This is a genomic window from Thermococcus sp. M36 (genome assembly GCF_012027355.1).
GTDB lineage: Archaea > Methanobacteriota_B > Thermococci > Thermococcales > Thermococcaceae > Thermococcus.
This window is the reverse complement of sequence record NZ_SNUH01000001.1, coordinates 1,187,162-1,203,407: the sequence shown is the minus strand read 5'-3', so window position 1 is coordinate 1,203,407 and position 16,246 is coordinate 1,187,162. Positions and strand designations below refer to the sequence as shown.

Sequence of the window (16,246 nt, the reverse complement as noted above, 5' to 3'; positions counted from 1 at the left end):
CTACCCTTCCTTTTCCAGAAGCGCATAGAAAAAGCCTATCGTCCCGTGCCTGTGGGGCCAGGCCCTCATCGTCCCCGGAAGAAAACCCGGGTCGTAGGGACTCTCCAGCGGGATTAACCGTGCATCGTCGTGTCTTTTCAGGAACCAGTCCACCACTTCCTCATCCTCCTCCATAAGCATCGAGCATGTCGAGTAGAGAAGCCTCCCCCCAGGCTTCAGGAGCTTCCAGGCACTCTCAAGGAGTTCTTTCTGGAGCCCCACGACCTTTGGGATGTTCTTCTCACGGAGGCGCCACCTGAGCTCGGGGTTTTTGGAGATGGTGCCGTCGCTCGTGCACGGGGCGTCGAGCATGACCCTGTCTGCCATCTCCTTCCCGAGGATCTCCGGTGCCTTTCTCCCATCGGCCCTTATTGTCTCGGCTATCTTCACACCCGTTCTCCTGAGAACTTCCTCCATGCGCCTTATTCTGTCCCTCTCAATGTCAAAGGCGTAGATTTTGCCCTCGTTGTTCATCAGCTCGGCCATGTGGCTGGTCTTCCCGCCCGGGGCAGCGGCCAGGTCGACGACGGTCTCGCCGGGCTTCGGATCCAGTACAACTGAGGCCACCGCAGCGGCTTCCTCCTGGGCTATGGCGAAGCCCTTGTTTAACAGCCACTCAGGGTTAAATGGATCGAGGATCCTGAGGACGGTCTCTACCCGCTCGCTCCTCTCGAAGCGGACGTTCCTCCTCTGGAGGTAGTCCTCAACATCATTCACGCAGGCCTTAATCCTGTTTACCCTCAGGCTGGTCGGCAGGGTCTCGTTGAGCGCCCTGAGGAGCTCCTCGGCCTCCTCCCCCAAGAGCCCGCGCATCTTCCTTATGAACCACTCCGGGAACAGGTAGTCCCACTTCAACCTCTTTTCCTCTGAGTCCATCACAGGTACGTATTCGAAAACCTTCGGGAGGAAGTCGTAGTAGTAATAGCCGACGTAGGGGTGCGTCCTCTTCGACAGAAACTGGGCAAGGCCCCTAAGGTGCTGCCTGGTTTTTTCGCTGGGATCCCTGAAAACCGCAACCTCAACGGCCACCCTGAGGGTAGCCCTCAGCCAGGGGTCAAGGATTAGGGGGGAGACGCCGATCAGCTCCTCTATCACCTCGTCAATAAGACCCAAACGGCGCTGAATGGAGTAAAATATCCCCGTCAGCTTGGAGTTCTCCCAGCCGTTGATTTTGTACTTCGCGAAGGCCTTCCTCTTCGCCTGCTGGCTCGGCTTTACCTCCTCGCCGAGCTTCACCGCTTCAACGAGCGCATACAGCTGTCTGTCGCTAAGCTTGAGCTTCCCCACTCCCACTCCCCCGAAGCACTCCCTGTCACGTGGTTTTGAACCTTTCCATTATCCTAGCGGCGACCTTCCTGGAGCTCTCGTCCCCGGAACTGAGAACTTCCATGAGGAACGGCTCAAACACAGTGATGTCAACCTCCGGCCTCATGCCCCATGCCGTGATGGCGTCGAGAACCATCAGCGCGGCAAACTGGAGCTCCGGGACGGCCAGGGCCTTACGTAGGAAGTCCAGAACGGCTCTGGCAGCTTCCCCGTCCCACGAGTAGAGGAAGTAGTAGCTGAAGAACTCCAGAGCCGGGAGCGGGCGCTCGCTGAGGGTCTCGAGTATTCTCTCCACCACCTCCCTCCTCCCGCCTTTTGACGCGAGGACTGCGAGTGTCCTGGCCGCCTTGTCTCTCTCCCAGGGGTTACCCGAGCGCAGGATTTCAAGGAGGGGAGGAATGAGGGGAACCACGGAGTTCAGCTCCTTCCTGCCGAGCTTTTGAACTAGCCTTGAGAGCACCCACAGGGTGTTAAGCCTCTTCACGGCATCGGAAGATCCCAGGAGGGACGCCAGTCCCGGGACTGTGTCCGGCCTGGATACCATCATGGCGGAGAGGGTCTCCACGTCCCCGTTCTCAATAACCTCCTCAAGGGGAGGGAATCCCACCTCCACCGTTCCGGGACTGTCTTCTGTATCCGCTGCCCTTGAGACTGGCTCGGACTGATGGGAAGGGGGAGAAAAGTCCACGACCGCACCTGGCCCCGTCCTCCGGCCCGCCACGACCTCCACGCGGGGGGTGAACTCGTCAACCCTGCGCCCTTTCATCCTTTCCAGAAGCCACTTGAGAAGGAAGTCATCCCCTATGGAGATGGCAAGGTCCCTCGCCCGTTCGTACTCACCCATGACGAGGAGCCTGTTTATGAGGGCCTTGGCTTCGTCCTGATGAGAGCGGTAGTACTCACCCAGAACCTTTTCGACCTCAGCGATAATGCTCTTAGCCTTTGAACGCAGGAAGATGTCTTCCCCACGGGCAGCGACCTGTTTGAGGCGGGGGAGGATCGCGGAGAGCGCTTCAACGGCCCCCTCTGGAACTCCCGTCCTGAGGGCCTCCGAGAGGACGTCCAGGACGAAGTCCAGCAGGAGCCCGTCCCCAGTGGGGATCACCTCGGAGGCTCCCTCCAGCAGGGTAACGAAGACCTTCGAGTCGCCCGTGGACGCAAAGACGTTCAGGAGGAGCCGCAGCCCCATGGCCTTCAGCCGGGGATTTTCTTGACTGACCAGCCACGAGACCTTCGAGCGGACTGCCAGTGTAGGGTGGGAAGCCGTCAGATGGGCAACGAGGTCTGCCATTTCAATGGAAGCGAACTCAAACTCAGGGTTCTTCCCAAGCCTCACGATGACGTCCACAAGCATGATGAATTCGTCTGCACGCAGCGGAAGCCCTCTTGTCAGTGCTGAAAGAACCCTGAGCGCCTTGACGGTCAGTCTCCTATCACCCGACTCAAGGGCCGCCAGAAGCTCTGGGAAGCCCCGCTCAAGAACCGTCATCCTAGTCGTGTCGTCCGCGCTCTTAAGAACCTCATAGAGAGCCATCATGACCCTAGTCTTTGTCGTGGCATCGTCCTCTCTGAGGAGCTCAAGGAGAGTAAGGAGAACCCTACCGTCAGCTAGGGCCATTTTAACGGCATCGTTTATCCGCCAAGACAGCACCATTTCGCGTATCTCTTCCCTGGACGGGGTGGGGAATTCCGGCGACACATAGGAATTATCGTTCGGCGGACATATATTCCTTTCGTCGGTCTCCCGCAGGTGGGCCCAGTACATCTATGACGGCAGTATCTCCCGGCCCCCCCTCCAGTTCCCACAGCCGGAGGAGGAGCGGTGTGCCTCCGAGGATCAGGGCCAGGTTGATGGCATCCTTCACGCGGCGGCTCCGGATCAGGGCCTCAATGACCTCAACGGCATCCCCCCTGCGCCCGTCATAGTACTCAAAGAGGATCCTTTCAACCTTCGACTGGACGTCTAGGGCTCTGGAACGGAGGAATATATCCTGACCCCCAGATCCCAGATCCCCCAGCGCTCCGAGAAACCCCACCAAGTGGGGCATCGCACCATCCGGGAGGCCCGTCTCAAGTGCTTCCTCAAGGAGATCCAGGGCAGTCTCCAGAAGGATGACCCTTCCGCTGTCCATGAGTTCGAGGATGCCCGCGAGGACGTTCCCGCTCGTCTCTGGGGGCATGCCATAGCCGATGGACAGGCGGATCCCGATGATCTTTATGTAGGGATTCTTCGACGACAGTAGAGCCCGTATACGCGCCTCACCTCTTTTACTCAGCGCCGGCAGCCGAACCTCCCTCAGGAGGTCCAGGACGGAGAGGTACAGGAAGGTGTCCCCGCTGTTTGCCATGGACTCAGCAACGTCCACCATGGCCAGCAGCATCCGCTCACTGACATGGGCTCCGTCCAGGAGCACCGTGAGGACGTCGAGGGCCTTTGCTGCCACCCTCCTGTCCCCCTCCCCCAGGAGGGCCACCAGCCTCTCGGAGACCTCCATGACCTGCGACCTGACAGCCCCTCTGGAGTTTTTGAGTAGCTCCCCCAGCACCACGAGGGCACGGACACGTGTTGCGGCGTCCCCTTCGTCCAGAAGCTCTAGAAGGGAGGTGACTGCACCCTGGTCATCCCATGAGGATTTAACCATACCTTCAGCCCGCCAAGAGAGAACCAGCTCCCTAATTTGACCCATGAGGCTCACCCCAACCCATAAAAATAATTGGTTGTGCTGCCTAATATTATTTTCGCCCCGCTATCCTCTGGAACCGGTACACGTCCACCCTGATCCTCTCCAGCCGCTTGCGGTGAAAGAAGAACTGGGCCGGAATCTCAAAGGGAAGGGTTACCCTGTGGGTTATCGAGAAACCGGCATCCCCTACAAACGCCTCAATGAAGCGCCTCACTGCAGGCTTGGCGAGGTGGATGGAGTACACGACGTCGCTGACCTCAAATGCCTTAATTAGGAAAGGCCTGTCCGCGTGTGGGTTCTGGCTGCCAAAGGGCGGGTTCATGACGACAGTGTCCACCCTGCCGGAAAACTCCGAGACGTCGGAGTGGACTACCTCAACGCACTCCTCAATGCTGTGGGCCCGGACGTTGTGCATCAGAACCTCAAGGGCGGATGCGTCCTTCTCCACTGCATAGACTTTTACAGCCCCCAGCAGGCAGGCGCCGACCGTTAACACGCCCGTACCTGCTCCAAGGTCCGCTACGACCTTATTCTCAATGTCACCCATAGAGAGGGCCAGCCACAGCAGGTCTGCCGCAACACTTCCAGGGGTTCTGTACTGTTCAAGTTCAGGTTTCGGGTTTCTAAACCCCTCAAGTCTTGAAAGCACCATCGCAAGATGCTTCTTTTTCACTTTCCCACCCGCCAACAAAATCTTACGAAATGTATTTATATCTTTGGTGCCACAATGGAACCGGGGGGAGAGCATGGAGCTGATACCCACGGGCATTCCCAGCCTGGATAAGGCCCTGTCCGGCGGATTCTCCAGGGGCACGAGCATACTGATAGCTGGAAACCCCGGAACAGGGAAGACGCACCTGGCAATACACATCCTGTACAATAATATGAAACGGGGCCTTAAAGGTGCTTACGTGTCATTTGCCGAGAACAAAAACCACTTCTATCAAAACGCCCGCCAGAACGGGGTGGACTTCGAGGAGATGGAAAAAGCAGGGCTCTTCAGGTTCTATGACATGCTGACGATGCCCAAGGAGGAGATGAAAGAGTTCATAGACTTTCTCATACGGGACATCATCGAGTGGGGGCCCGACATAGTGGTCTTTGACTCAATCACCGTCGTCGGGCAGGTGTTCGGACAGGTGATGCTGAGGTCGTTTCTGCACTCCATAATAGGCAGGATAGTCAACGCCTTGGACGCCCTCGCAATACTGGTGGGGGAGATACCTTACGGGGAGAAGAGGGTGGGCTTCGGCATTGAGGAATTCGTCGTGGACGGCGTGATAATCCTCGAAATGGAGAGAAGGGGGGAGGTCATAAAGAGATACCTAACGATTCCAAAGATGAGGGGCCGCAAGATAACAAAAAGCGCGTACGAGTACATAATAACCCGCGAGGGGATTGACGTACTGACAGTCCCGGAACTGGAGTTTACGGAGAGGATCCTCAACACCTCGGAGAGGCTCGGAACAGGGGTGCCTCAGCTGGACGACCTTCTGGGAGGCGGCCTATACCGGGGGAGCATAGTCATGATAGCCGGCCCCACAGGGAGCGGCAAGACGATACTGGCCCTGACCATAGCCTCGAACATAGCCAGGAGCGGGAAGAAGGTGCTCTACGTGACCTTTGAGGAATCCCTTGGTGCCATACGGGAAACACTAGAAAAGCTGGGCCTGTACAGGGACATCAGCGTTGTGGCGCTCATACCGGAGGCGAGGACCCCCGTCCAGTATTACGCCACAATAAGGGCCCTCATTGAGGAAAAAGGTGCGGAGGTTCTTGTTATAGACTCCCTCTCAGCCATGCAGAGCCATATGGACGACAGGGACTTTGTGAAAGCCCTGAGGTACCTCCAGCTGCTGACGAAAGAAAGGAACATCACCTTTATCGTGACGTATACAGCCAGGAGCCCGGACGGCCTCGTATCAACGGGCTTCAGCACACTGGTCGACGGCATCATAATCCTCGGCTACTCCCTGCCCTCAAAGGCGGGGGACTCCATGAAGAGGCACCTCCTCGTCCTGAAGTCGAGGCACTCGGAGCACAAGCCGACACTCCGAGAGTTCCACATAGGGGTCGGAGGGATCATCATTGAGTGAGTTCAACGCCAGCCGATCCATGGTGGTCATCACAGCGAGAGAGCTCCTCAGGAAGCTCGGCCGGCACTTCGAGATCACAATAAGCGCGTACCTCGAATCAAAATACGGGACTGACATAGAGATGGTCGGGGACGACCCCCGCAGGTTCTACAGCGCCCTTGAGGAGCTCTTCGGGGAGTTCGCGGCCAAGATATTTATGTACGACCTTACCCGGGAACTCAACATCCCGGTCAAATCAACGGACATTGAAGACCTCCTAAAAGGGCTGGAGATGTACCTCGGTGAGTGAATATGGCCGAAGAAATACTGGCCGTGCTAAAACGGAAGTACGGCTTCCTGAGCATAATATTGGAGAGCATAGGACAGGCCGTGAGGGAGCTGGAAAAAAACGACGATCCCGAAGAGATATACCGCACCATGACGGTCTTCCTTGGGGAGTTCCCAACAAAGAAGATACTGCAGGACATAGCAGATGAGAAGGGTCTCGGAATAAGGGTGAGGACAACGGAAGACGCCCTCACTGTCATCAGATCCCTCAAAGAGCGGTGACGCGCTACCTTTTAACGCTGATCCCTATGGGCTCCAAGAGGCTGCCTCCCACCCCCAGTATCTCATCGAACCTATAGTCCTCGCGCAGGCCCAGAAGTATTTCAACCTCAGTCGGTGTCAGTACGGGCTTTCTCCAGTTCTCGTAGTCGTCTATGGGGACCCTGGGGCAGGCGACGACGACGTAGGCGTCGAAGTCGAAGCCCTCAAGGGCAGGATAGCTGATGTGGTTCATCGCTATGAGCCTCGCGTATTTCCCGTGCTCGCGGAGGAGGTTGACTATCCTCCTCGCCTCAGCCAAGCGAAGCTGGCCCTTCTTGGTGCTGGTTATGACGCCAAATTTTTGAGCCTCCATCGCCTTCGCTATCTGAGCCCAGCGCTTCCTTATTAGGCGCTCCGCCTCTTCGTCCATCCACATCGCATCGCCGGAGTATGGATTAACCGCTAGGGTAGGTTTTTTGGTGGCTATGGCCACTCCAAGGGGGTGAAAATATCCTGCCCCTATGAAGAGAATACCCTCGGCACTCACTCTGGCGGAGTTAAAATTGCAGCCGAGAACCTGGCCGGGCCAGCTGACGCGGGAGTCACCTTCACCAATGAGCACTTCAAAACCGGACAGTTCCAAGAACTCCTTTGCCCTGCCGAGCTGGTGAATGTGCTGGGCCGTCGTGACGAGGGCAATCCTTTTCCCGAGCTTTCGGATTTCCCCCAGGTTCTTCTCCAAGGCCGGAACAACGTCCACCCTGGCGAAGGCCGGCACGAATATCGTCGGAACTTCAAGGTGGAGCGTCATGTAGCTGTGGCCAAGGTGTATCAGCGCGTCGCAGCCGAGCCTCTTCGCCTCGGCGTCGGCGGGATCGCAGGCACCGTAGTTTATATCCCCGCTTATTATCACCTCGATCCCGTTCTCCTCAAGGAAATCGGCCAAGGCTTGGGCTTCCTTCTTCAGCCCCTCAGGTGTCTGGATGAGCACCCGCTTAGCGTTAAGCTCTCGAAGGGTTTTCAGTATCTCGCCACTCGAAACTTCGTGCATTGAACTCACCGCAGTCCATAGCGGAAAAGCCTTTAAATGCCCATCGGCATAAATACCATTAGAAAGAGTTAAAAACCGAGAATCCAGACATAAAACGGTGAACAACGTGGTGGAGTTCCTTGAGCTGCTTGGAGAGGCATAGGAAAAGTTTAAGGAGACCAAATGGCTCCTGCCAGTGCCTGTTGTGATGAGCCTGATGGACTACGGGAAGGTCATCGGAGCCTTAAACGTCGAAGGTCCCCACTTCGGGATCCAGTTTCCTCTGCCGGAGTCTGTACCCACCCTCTGGAGCTTCGTCTCCCTTCCAGCGAAAGCCTCAGGTGTTGCCTTTTCCCCCGAAGGCATAACCTTCATGGTGCTCCTCATCCTCCTTGGAAGCTACCTCGAAGCAGGCTACGTTGGAAGCATAAGGGATGAGGTTCTGATGCGTGAGAGCAGCTTTCTCAAGAACGCAGGGAGGGACTTTCCCGAGTTTCTCAAGTTTAACGCCATTCTCTACGCGGTCATGATGCTTCTAATCCTCACCGTCTTGGCCTCACCGTTTATGTTCCTCCTGGCCTTTCTGGGGCTCATCATATTCCTCTACGCAGTCTACGGAACACCGTTTCTGATTTCAATCGACGGTCTCGGATTCATGGATGCCCTAGTGGAGAGCCTCAGACTCGCAAAGAAAGGCGGCGAATACCTCGACTACGCCCTCAAGTACCTCGCCCTAGGGGCATTCATCTCAGTCCCGCTGACGCTCATCGTAACGAACACTGGAGTGCCTGGCCTTATAGTCGGCCTGCTCCTATCGGCTCCCCTCTCCCTGACCCTGAGCACAGCCACGGTGATATTCTTTGTTGACCTCCGCGCCAGGGGCTTCAACCGGGGAAAGCCTTAAATATTCCAAAGCAAATAATACCTCGAAGTTCGATGCATCGGGGTGATAGGTATGGGTGATGTACTCATAACGACCACCGAGAAAATCCCCGGCTATCGCGTGGTTGAGGTCAAAGGCCTTGCGAGGGGCGGTATCGTCAGGGCAACCCATGTCGGGAGGGACATAATGGCCTTCTTCAAGAACCTGAAGGGCGGAGAGGTTCAGGAGTATACACAGATGCTGGCAGAGGCCAGGGAAGAGGCACTGAGGAGGATGAAGCTCCACGCCGAGGACATGGGGGCAAACGCGGTCATAGGCGTCCGCTTCATGACATCTGCAGTCGCCTCAGGCATGGCCGAGATATACGCTTACGGCACGGCGGTGGTCGTTGAGAGGATCGAGGAGGAGTGAGCATGTACCTCCTTCCGTTCCCCATACTCGGCGGGCTGCTGGCGTGGGCGACGCTCTACTTCCTAGGCTTTGAAAAGCAGAGGTGGGGAGAGTTCGTTCTCGGTTTAGCCGCGTTTTTCATTGCAATGATTATCCAGAACCCCGTCCAGCAGCTCCCGCTTCTTGGAATGGGGATAAAGTCCAACGCCGACGTCATAGCCAGGGGAACCGCCTTTGTCATGGGTGTTTCGATATGGCTCGGGCTCATCGCTGGCATAGTTCAGGAGGGGGCAAAGTACCTCCTGGTGAAGGGGAAGAGCCTGAATACCGGCCTGTTCATGGGACTGGGTTTCGGAATAACGGAGGTCTTCGTTATAGCCGGAGCGGCCCTCGCTGGGGCGTTGGCCACTGGGAAGCCGCTCGACGTACCTTTAAGCACGGCGCTCCTTTCGATGCTGGAGCGGTACTTCGTCGTCCTCTTCCACGTCGGAACCGGAATATACCTCGCGTACGCCTACAGGGAAGGCTATGGAAAGACGGGCCTTCTGGCGATGATAGGCATTCACACGGTCACCGACTCGCTGGCGGCATACTACCAGCTCACGAAAAGCGAGCCGGTCATGTACGCGGTAGAATTTATAACCGCCCTCACCGCACTGGGACTGCTGTACTACATGATTCCAAAGGCAAAGGTCGAGCTCCCGAAGGAAGAGGAAGCCCTGTGGTGAGCGACGTGCTGGTGGACAGAAAGGAGAAAGCCCTCAAGAAGCTGAGAAAAGACCTCCGCTCCGGACTCTACTCGTACCTAGTGCTTCTGCTCCTGGAGAGGGAGGGAGAGCTCCATGGCTACGCAATACGGAAAAGACTGGAGGAGCTCAGTGACGGCAGAATCGTGCCGAGTGAAGGTGCTTTATACGACATCCTCAAGAGCCTGAAGAAGACCGGCCTGGTGGGGGACACCTGGGCAGAGGTTGGAGGAAGACCAAGAAAGTACTATTCCCTGACGAAGCTGGGCAGGGAAGTCCTGAGTGAGCTAAAGGTGGAGATAGGAGCAATAATGGAGACTCTGGAGAGGATGGAGGGAAGTAGTGATGGGCACTAAAAAGGGATCCGTCCTCAATTTCCCTTGGATGGAAAACTCCGTGCGGTTCTATCTCCTGTTGCAACTTGTTTTTATCGGTGCGTATCTCTTTCTGGTCGCGGCTCTGTGGAATAACCTCCCAGAGACCATCGCGGTGCACTTCAAGTCCTCCGGAACGCCGGACACTTTCTCGGACAAGCTGTGGGGCGTGGTCGGACTGCCCACCCTTGTGTGGCTTCTGCCATTTGTCCTGACGCTACTCGCGAAAAACTCCGAATTCTCCCTGCGGATGCGCATCTATCCCGGGAAAATAAAAGCCTGGACTGAGCTCATGACCCTGATGAGCGCCGGAATCATCGTTGTTATGTCTACCGCGGTGCTCTACAATGCGGGGTTTACTTCCGGGAAGGCAGTCAGCTACGCGGGGGTTCTCCTCATAGCCGCCGTTCTCGTAGGGATTTATCGCCTGATTACAGGTGGCGTGAATGGACGGGTATGAGCTCCTCAGAATCCTCTGGGCGGCATTCATCGGCCTCGGCATAATTGCCGCGGGAGTCCTTACATTTACCTCGAAAGGTGAACCTGGAATAGGGTTCAGGATAGGCTACACCCACATCTCGGAGAGGGCGAGAAGAAGGGCCAACCGCGTTTCAGGAATCGGAACGATCCTCACCGGAGTTTTTCTTATAATCCTCTCCCCGTTTCTGACGTTCGCATGGCTAGTTGCTGTCCTGCTCCTTGGCCTCGGAACAACGACGCTCCTCGCATACTTGGCCGCAAAGCGGGAGTACGCGATAGAGGAGTTCTCAAAGGAAGCTCCCAAAGGGTCGGGGAGAAAGATAGAGCCGCCAAATATAAAGACATACATTGTCCTCCAGGCGGCATTTCTGGGGGTTTTTGCACTTTTCTCCGCGATGGGAAACGTTTCAAGGGAGACCAGCCCAATCATTGGCGGAGCGCTCATTCTGCTCCTCGCGCTAACATTCCTCACCTCCCGCCCGCTCGTTTTCCAGCTGGCACCCAGTTTCTCCGGAGTCATGGCACGGAAGTTCGCAGGGGCACTGACCCTTGTCTCCGGCCTGATAACGGCAGAGACCACCCTGGTGGCGCTCGACTACGAGCCCGGGCCGCTTGGCGTCGTCTTGCTTCTTATGACCTCGCTCGGCGTTATCTTCTACGCCGCCTTCATCGCCCTCACGGGAGCCTACGAGGAGGGCTACTACTAGCCCCCCGGGGATTTATCGGCATCCCATATTCCGATGGATTTAAATAATTCCATACATTCTTCATCGTGGTGATGGTATGTCCCTGGAGGAGCTCTACCGCTACATCAACTGGCGGATGGATCCAAGGGAGGAGCTGGCCAGGGAAAGGTTCAGGAAAATAGCAGAGTTCTTTGAATCAATCCGGGAACAGCTCCCTCACGGAGGGAGGGTCCTTGACCTCTGCGCCGGGACGGGCATAGCCGGGGTCGCCCTTGCGAAAGCCACCAACGCGAGGCTACTCACGGTCCTCGACGCCAGAAAGGACGACCTCGAACTGGCCCAAGAGTGGCTTGATATAGGGGGAATAAGCCCAGAGCTCAAGACCGTTCAGGGCGACGCGAGGGAAGTTGCAAGCCTCGTCGGGGAGCACGATGTAGCCGTTCTCTGGGGCTACACCATGCCGCACTTCGACCCCTTCGACGCGGTGAGGTTGTTCGCGAACGTTGCGCTTGTCCTGAGCGACGACGGCCTCTTCATTATCGAGGACGGGGACAGGGTTTACGGAATACTCTACAGGGCGGGCTACAGAGAGTTCATGATCGAGGGCAGGAAGGAGGACTACACCATAGCCTCAATGCACGAGGGCTACGACTTCGTCAGAGGGACGTTTAAACGGGGCTACTACATCCTCCCGGGCTTCAAAAAGATTGGCACTGTTGACTTCCACTACTGGGACATATCCACACAGCTCGCAATCGGGAGCATCTTCTTCAGGGAGTACGGGCTCATAAGGAGGGAGGATCACGGTATCACAGGTGTTGGAAACGTCCTCGTCTTCAAAAAACCGGAGAAAAAGGCGGCGGAACTCAAAGTGAGTAGTGCTCCGGACGCCTGTCCCTGAAGATGTCGTTCATCTCGTTAATCCTCTTGTCCCTTGCGAGTTCGAGGTTTATTTCGACGACTCCCACCTCTTCCCCGTCCTCGCTGCCCATGGCCAAAACTTCAGCTCTCGGCGACGCTATCGTGCTCCTGCCGATAAACTTCAGACCGAACTCCTCGCCGACCCTGTTGGCAGTGATGGTGTAGACCCTGTTTTCAAGCGCCCTTATGGGCATGGCCCTCGGCGCGTAGGGCATCACGAGGTTGCTCGGGTGAGCTATTACGTCGGCCCCCTTCAGGGCCAGAGTTCTGACGCTCTCGGGGAAGAACCAGTCGAAGCATATCATCACCCCGACTTTGGCTATGCCGATGTTGAAGACGTGGAAGCCGAGGTTTCCGGGCTCGAAGAAGAGCTTCTCGCGGTAGAACAGGTGAACCTTACGGTACTTCCCTATGTAGCCGCTCCCTATCGGGCCCGTTATGACGGCCGAGTTGTACAGCCTTCCGTGTTCATCCCTCTCAGCGGTCCCGGCCACGATGAAAACCCCCAGCTCGTTCGAAAGCTCCATGAGGAAACGGGTCGTCGGGCCGTCCGGAATCTGGCCAGCGACGCTCTCGACTTCCTCTCTGCTCCTGAAGTTGTACCCTGTGTCAAAGAGCTCGGGGAGGACGATGAGCTTGGCGCCCTGGTCTGCGGCGGCCCTTATGAGCTCCTCCGCCTTCGAGTAGTTGACCTCGGGTTCAAGGAAAACCGGGTTCATCTGGACATAGGCTACCTTCATAACATCACCTGGGAGAAGTTGTACTCAAAACAAATAAGGTTAGCGGATGATGCCGGCACATCCATCACAGATTTACGTGGAGATTCGCCAATTTTGCCGACGTTCAGCGGCCAGAATATCAATTGCGATATTCAAAAAAACGCAACATCAGATAAATGCCACCACATCTAGTAAAACACAGATAAAAATCCACCAAAAACTGGAAAAATCTAAAGATTAAACCCGAAGCTCCGGCGCCCCTTTCACCGCCCACGGGCGTCTGAACACCTTTTTCGCCGTCGGAAAGGGAAAAACTTTCCCCCACGGAAAAGCTTAAAAAGGAACCCCTAAAGCTAAGGCTGGAGAGAAAACTCAGGGGTGATGATCATGAAGAGGCGCCCGAGGAAGTGGAAGAAGAAGGGAAGGATGAGGTGGAAGTGGATCAAGAAGAGGATACGCAGGCTCAAGAGGCAGCGCAGGAAGGAGCGCGGGCTGATCTGACGTCCTTCCTTTTCCCAAATTTGGTATTTTTGGTGGTTCTATGGACTCTTTTGACGACTTTGAGGGGCTGTCCCTTGAGATCAAGACTTCACATGGAAGGACACTCCTCATAGCGGATCCCCACATCGGGTTCGAGCTTTCGCGGGGTTTGAGGATAAGGACGCACTTCGAAGAGAGGCTCGCGACCTTTATCTCCGAAAAAGACCCGGACCTGCTCGTTATCCTCGGGGACGTCAAGGAGCCGATAGGGCTGAGTTTCACGATGAAGCGCCTCCTGATGGGGTTTTTCTCGGATCTACGCGGGATTCCGACGGTGATAACCAAGGGCAACCACGACGGAAGGATAGAGGAAGTTGCCGAAAAGTTCCCAAACGTCCGGGTCGTCGAACACCTCTCCGTTGATGGAAAGCTGTTCCTTCATGGGCACACCTTGCTCCCCGGAGAGGACTTTTCAGAGGCCTATCTGGGGCATATACACCCCGCTTACACCTTCAAGAGCGGAGGGACGGCAAGAAAGACCAAGGTTTTCCTCAGGGTAGAAAAGTTCCTGGTGCTACCGTCCATAAATCTGTTCATAGAGGGCTTCGACGTCAGAGATGGGATAAAGATGGTCCCATTTCTCAAAAACTCAAGTACGGGAGATGTTTTTCTGCCAGAAGGGGTGTACCTGGGCAGCATATCCCTATAGACAAGGTTTATTAAGGTATGAAGCTAACTTTTCAGAGGTGGGACAAAAGTAAATCAGGTGGATGAGGGATGAGCGACGTATATGAGAGGCTTGAGGCACTACTCCGCTCCCTGGGCATCAAAAAGACAGAACTCAGGATCTACCGCCTCCTCCTGGAGAAGAAGGAACCCATGAGGATAACCGAGATACAGCGGGAGCTCGGAATAAGCGAGCGTTCGGTGAGGGAGCACGTCCTGAGCCTTTACCGCAAGGGCATCCTAAGGAGGAAGCTTGTGGAACAGGGGTGGCTCGGCTACGTCTACACGGCGGTGTCCCCCAGTGAGGTTCTCGAACACATCAAGGAGAACCTCCTCAGGAAAATAAACGAAATCGAGAAGGAACTGAAGAAGCCGTCGGGTCAGAGGAACTGAGCGGCCTCAACAACGCGGGCCTTTTCCAGCAGCAGCACCAGCTTTTCCAGCTTTTCCTCTTCAACGTCCCCAAATTCCTCCCTCAGGGCCCGAAAGGCGTCTTCTTTTGGAAGGAGCTCTCCCAGCATCAGGAGCTCATGGAGGTGGACCAGAACTTTTCTGTCCTTCGTGAGGGCCCGAAATTCGTCGGCGAGCCTGCCGTCCCTCTTGCGCAGGAAACGCTCCGAGATCAGCCCTCTGACCTTCCAGCGGAGCCAGGGTTCTTTTTCGAAATCGTACCCGAGCCCAATCCCCAGGAAGCGCGAGTCTCTTGCCAGGCCCATCATGACTAGCTTTTCTGAGAGTTCCGTCTCCGCCTCAATCGACAGCTCTCCGAGGTACTTCATTGCATAGCCCCTTGCGAAGCGCCGCAGTTCCCTGTCTCCGGCCTTTGCTAGTGCCAGGACGGTGGCCAGAACAGCCCTCCCTATGACCGCGATGCTCTCCTTGCTCACTTTGTCAATAGTGTCCTCGCTGGAGTGGTAGAAGCGGTCGGGCCACGTTATCGGCATCACCGACGGAATTCCGAAGAAGTTGAACACGTCGTGGTCGCTACCCATCTCGTAGGGGTAGGCCCTGAGCTTCAGCCGGGGGAGAGGGCTTCCTGAGAAGCTCTTCCCAGCCCCGTTGGCCAGCTCCAGGAAGTACTCAAGGAGACCCGAAACAACGGAGAAGCGAGAGAGCGGAGTTCTTACAAGCATAATGGTCGAACCGGCCCTGTCCTCACTCCCAGCCACCATGTCGAGGTTTATGACCGCATAGTACTTCTCAAGCTCGGCGTATCTCTCCACGAAGGCCTGCGTGCCGTAGTACTCCGGGATCCAGAGAAAGGCAAAGCCGAAGCGGAAAGAGTCGTCGTACAGCCGGTTGAGAATTCTCGCCAGCTCCATGAGCATTGCGCTGCCGCTGGCGTTGTCGTTGGCCCCGGGCTTCGGATGGCAGATGTGGGCGGTGAAGAGAATGAACGGCTCCTTCCCAATCTCGGCATAGAGAATCGGTAGAACCTGACGCTCGTTTATCTGGGCCTCAACCTCGATCCTAGCCTCGACCCTTTCCCCGGAGTTCAGCTTTCCAATTATGCTCTTGGCCAGGCTTTCGGGAATAGCGACGGCCGGGATTCCCGCCCACTCAAGGTCGTCCGCGCTCAGGAACAGGCCGATGTACGGGATCGCGTCCCCAGTCCCCTCACGGTAGGCTATGAAGCCCACCGCTCCGGCCTCATTGGCCTTCCTATAGGCGTCGCGCCATTCCTTCCCAACCAGGACTATTTTTCCCTCAGCGTTCTTCCAGTCCTCTCCGCGGGCTATGTGGACTACATCACCCTCGGCCTTTCCGCTGGGGGAGTGCGCCATGACGATGAGGGGACTCTGAGAGGTCGTTAGGGTCTTATCTAGAACCTCAACCTTTCCGTGCACCAGATCCCAGGCTATGGGGGACTTGAGGGTCAGGAACCAGCTCCTGCCATCGTAAAACTCCTCGTAAAGCTCCGCGTTGATTCCCCATATTCTGAGCTCTTCCCTTATGAAGCGAACCGCCTCGGGGAGCTCTTTTGAGCCCTGTATCCTGTGAAACTGGCTTATCTCGGCTATGTAGTGGAGAACCTTTGAGGAATCGAAAACCTCGGCTTCCTTTAAAAAGCGCCTCATGGTTATCCCCAGGGATAATATTCCACCGAATATTTAAGGTGCTCGCATGGAAAAGGAGAA

Annotated in this window: 19 protein-coding genes; 12 read left to right on the top strand and 7 right to left on the bottom strand. The window is 56.2% G+C overall.

Annotated features, from left to right (window positions below):
• The 4 genes from E3E36_RS06635 to E3E36_RS06620 are packed head-to-tail and all read right to left on the bottom strand — an operon-like array spanning window position 1 to window position 4,722.
• On the bottom strand, window positions 1-1,326 hold the full coding sequence (locus E3E36_RS06635; RefSeq protein WP_167894462.1) for an RsmB/NOP family class I SAM-dependent RNA methyltransferase: 1,326 nt from the start codon (window positions 1,324-1,326) through the stop codon (window positions 1-3).
• A gap of 25 nt (window positions 1,327-1,351) precedes the next feature.
• Complete coding sequence (locus tag E3E36_RS06630) at window positions 1,352-3,064, bottom strand: hypothetical protein (protein WP_167894461.1); 1,713 nt, start codon at window positions 3,062-3,064, stop codon at window positions 1,352-1,354.
• A 7-nt stretch (window positions 3,065-3,071) separates the two neighbouring features.
• A complete protein-coding gene (locus tag E3E36_RS06625) occupies window positions 3,072-4,052 on the bottom strand; it encodes a hypothetical protein (protein ID WP_167894460.1) in 981 nt (326 codons plus the stop codon).
• Window positions 4,053-4,098: 46 nt separating this feature from the next.
• A complete protein-coding gene (locus tag E3E36_RS06620; RefSeq protein WP_167894459.1) occupies window positions 4,099-4,722 on the bottom strand; it encodes an METTL5 family protein in 624 nt (207 codons plus the stop codon).
• A 73-nt stretch (window positions 4,723-4,795) separates the two neighbouring features.
• Here E3E36_RS06620 and E3E36_RS13280 point away from each other — a divergent pair, with 73 nt between their 5' ends.
• From E3E36_RS13280 to E3E36_RS06605, 3 genes are read left to right on the top strand one after another with little or no spacing between them, the layout of a single operon-like run.
• Window positions 4,796-6,145 carry an ATPase domain-containing protein gene (locus E3E36_RS13280; protein ID WP_167894458.1) on the top strand — a complete coding sequence of 450 codons (1,350 nt, stop codon included), beginning with the start codon at window positions 4,796-4,798 and terminating at the stop codon, window positions 6,143-6,145.
• Window positions 6,138-6,434, top strand: a complete 297-nt coding sequence (locus E3E36_RS06610) for a NitrOD5 domain-containing protein (RefSeq protein WP_167894457.1) — start codon at window positions 6,138-6,140, stop codon at window positions 6,432-6,434. The genes E3E36_RS13280 and E3E36_RS06610 overlap by 8 nt, the downstream gene beginning before the upstream one ends.
• A gap of 2 nt (window positions 6,435-6,436) precedes the next feature.
• Window positions 6,437-6,694 (top strand): hypothetical protein, encoded by a 258-nt coding sequence (locus tag E3E36_RS06605; RefSeq protein WP_167894456.1) that lies wholly within the window; start codon window positions 6,437-6,439, stop codon window positions 6,692-6,694.
• A 4-nt stretch (window positions 6,695-6,698) separates the two neighbouring features.
• Here E3E36_RS06605 and dph2 read toward each other — a convergent pair whose 3' ends face one another.
• A complete protein-coding gene (dph2, locus tag E3E36_RS06600) occupies window positions 6,699-7,724 on the bottom strand; it encodes a diphthamide biosynthesis enzyme Dph2 (protein ID WP_167894455.1) in 1,026 nt (341 codons plus the stop codon).
• A 175-nt stretch (window positions 7,725-7,899) separates the two neighbouring features.
• Between dph2 and E3E36_RS06595 the strand changes: the two genes are divergently transcribed.
• From E3E36_RS06595 to E3E36_RS06565, 7 genes are all read left to right on the top strand, one after another.
• The gene (locus E3E36_RS06595; protein WP_167894454.1) at window positions 7,900-8,607 is read left to right on the top strand and encodes a hypothetical protein; all 708 of its coding nucleotides are present in this window, start codon (window positions 7,900-7,902) and stop codon (window positions 8,605-8,607) included.
• A 51-nt stretch (window positions 8,608-8,658) separates the two neighbouring features.
• Complete coding sequence (locus tag E3E36_RS06590; RefSeq protein ID WP_167894453.1) at window positions 8,659-8,997, top strand: heavy metal-binding domain-containing protein; 339 nt, start codon at window positions 8,659-8,661, stop codon at window positions 8,995-8,997.
• A gap of 2 nt (window positions 8,998-8,999) precedes the next feature.
• Entirely contained in the window at window positions 9,000-9,704 is a 705-nt protein-coding gene (locus E3E36_RS06585) for a YhfC family glutamic-type intramembrane protease (protein ID WP_167894452.1), read from the top strand.
• Between the two features lie 5 nt (window positions 9,705-9,709).
• A complete protein-coding gene (locus E3E36_RS06580; protein WP_167894854.1) occupies window positions 9,710-10,078 on the top strand; it encodes a PadR family transcriptional regulator in 369 nt (122 codons plus the stop codon).
• A gap of 58 nt (window positions 10,079-10,136) precedes the next feature.
• Window positions 10,137-10,556 (top strand): DUF1648 domain-containing protein, encoded by a 420-nt coding sequence (locus tag E3E36_RS06575; protein ID WP_167894451.1) that lies wholly within the window; start codon window positions 10,137-10,139, stop codon window positions 10,554-10,556.
• Window positions 10,543-11,283 carry a hypothetical protein gene (locus E3E36_RS06570; protein ID WP_167894450.1) on the top strand — a complete coding sequence of 247 codons (741 nt, stop codon included), beginning with the start codon at window positions 10,543-10,545 and terminating at the stop codon, window positions 11,281-11,283. The genes E3E36_RS06575 and E3E36_RS06570 overlap by 14 nt, the downstream gene beginning before the upstream one ends.
• Window positions 11,284-11,359: 76 nt before the next feature.
• Window positions 11,360-12,163, top strand: coding sequence for a class I SAM-dependent methyltransferase (locus E3E36_RS06565; protein ID WP_167894449.1), 804 nt, complete (start codon window positions 11,360-11,362; stop codon window positions 12,161-12,163).
• On the opposite strand, the gene E3E36_RS06560 is transcribed toward E3E36_RS06565, so the two are convergent.
• Window positions 12,129-12,923 (bottom strand): nitrilase, encoded by a 795-nt coding sequence (locus E3E36_RS06560; protein ID WP_167894448.1) that lies wholly within the window; start codon window positions 12,921-12,923, stop codon window positions 12,129-12,131. The genes E3E36_RS06565 and E3E36_RS06560 overlap by 35 nt on opposite strands.
• A 520-nt stretch (window positions 12,924-13,443) precedes the next feature.
• Here E3E36_RS06560 and E3E36_RS06555 point away from each other — a divergent pair.
• Window positions 13,444-14,091 carry a metallophosphoesterase gene (locus tag E3E36_RS06555; RefSeq protein ID WP_167894447.1) on the top strand — a complete coding sequence of 216 codons (648 nt, stop codon included), beginning with the start codon at window positions 13,444-13,446 and terminating at the stop codon, window positions 14,089-14,091.
• A 68-nt stretch (window positions 14,092-14,159) separates the two neighbouring features.
• A complete protein-coding gene (locus E3E36_RS06550; RefSeq protein ID WP_167894446.1) occupies window positions 14,160-14,501 on the top strand; it encodes a transcriptional regulator in 342 nt (113 codons plus the stop codon).
• Here E3E36_RS06550 and E3E36_RS06545 read toward each other — a convergent pair.
• Window positions 14,489-16,186, bottom strand: a complete 1,698-nt coding sequence (locus E3E36_RS06545; protein ID WP_167894445.1) for a DUF4910 domain-containing protein — start codon at window positions 16,184-16,186, stop codon at window positions 14,489-14,491. The genes E3E36_RS06550 and E3E36_RS06545 overlap by 13 nt on opposite strands.
• Window positions 16,187-16,246: the final 60 nt, after the last annotated feature.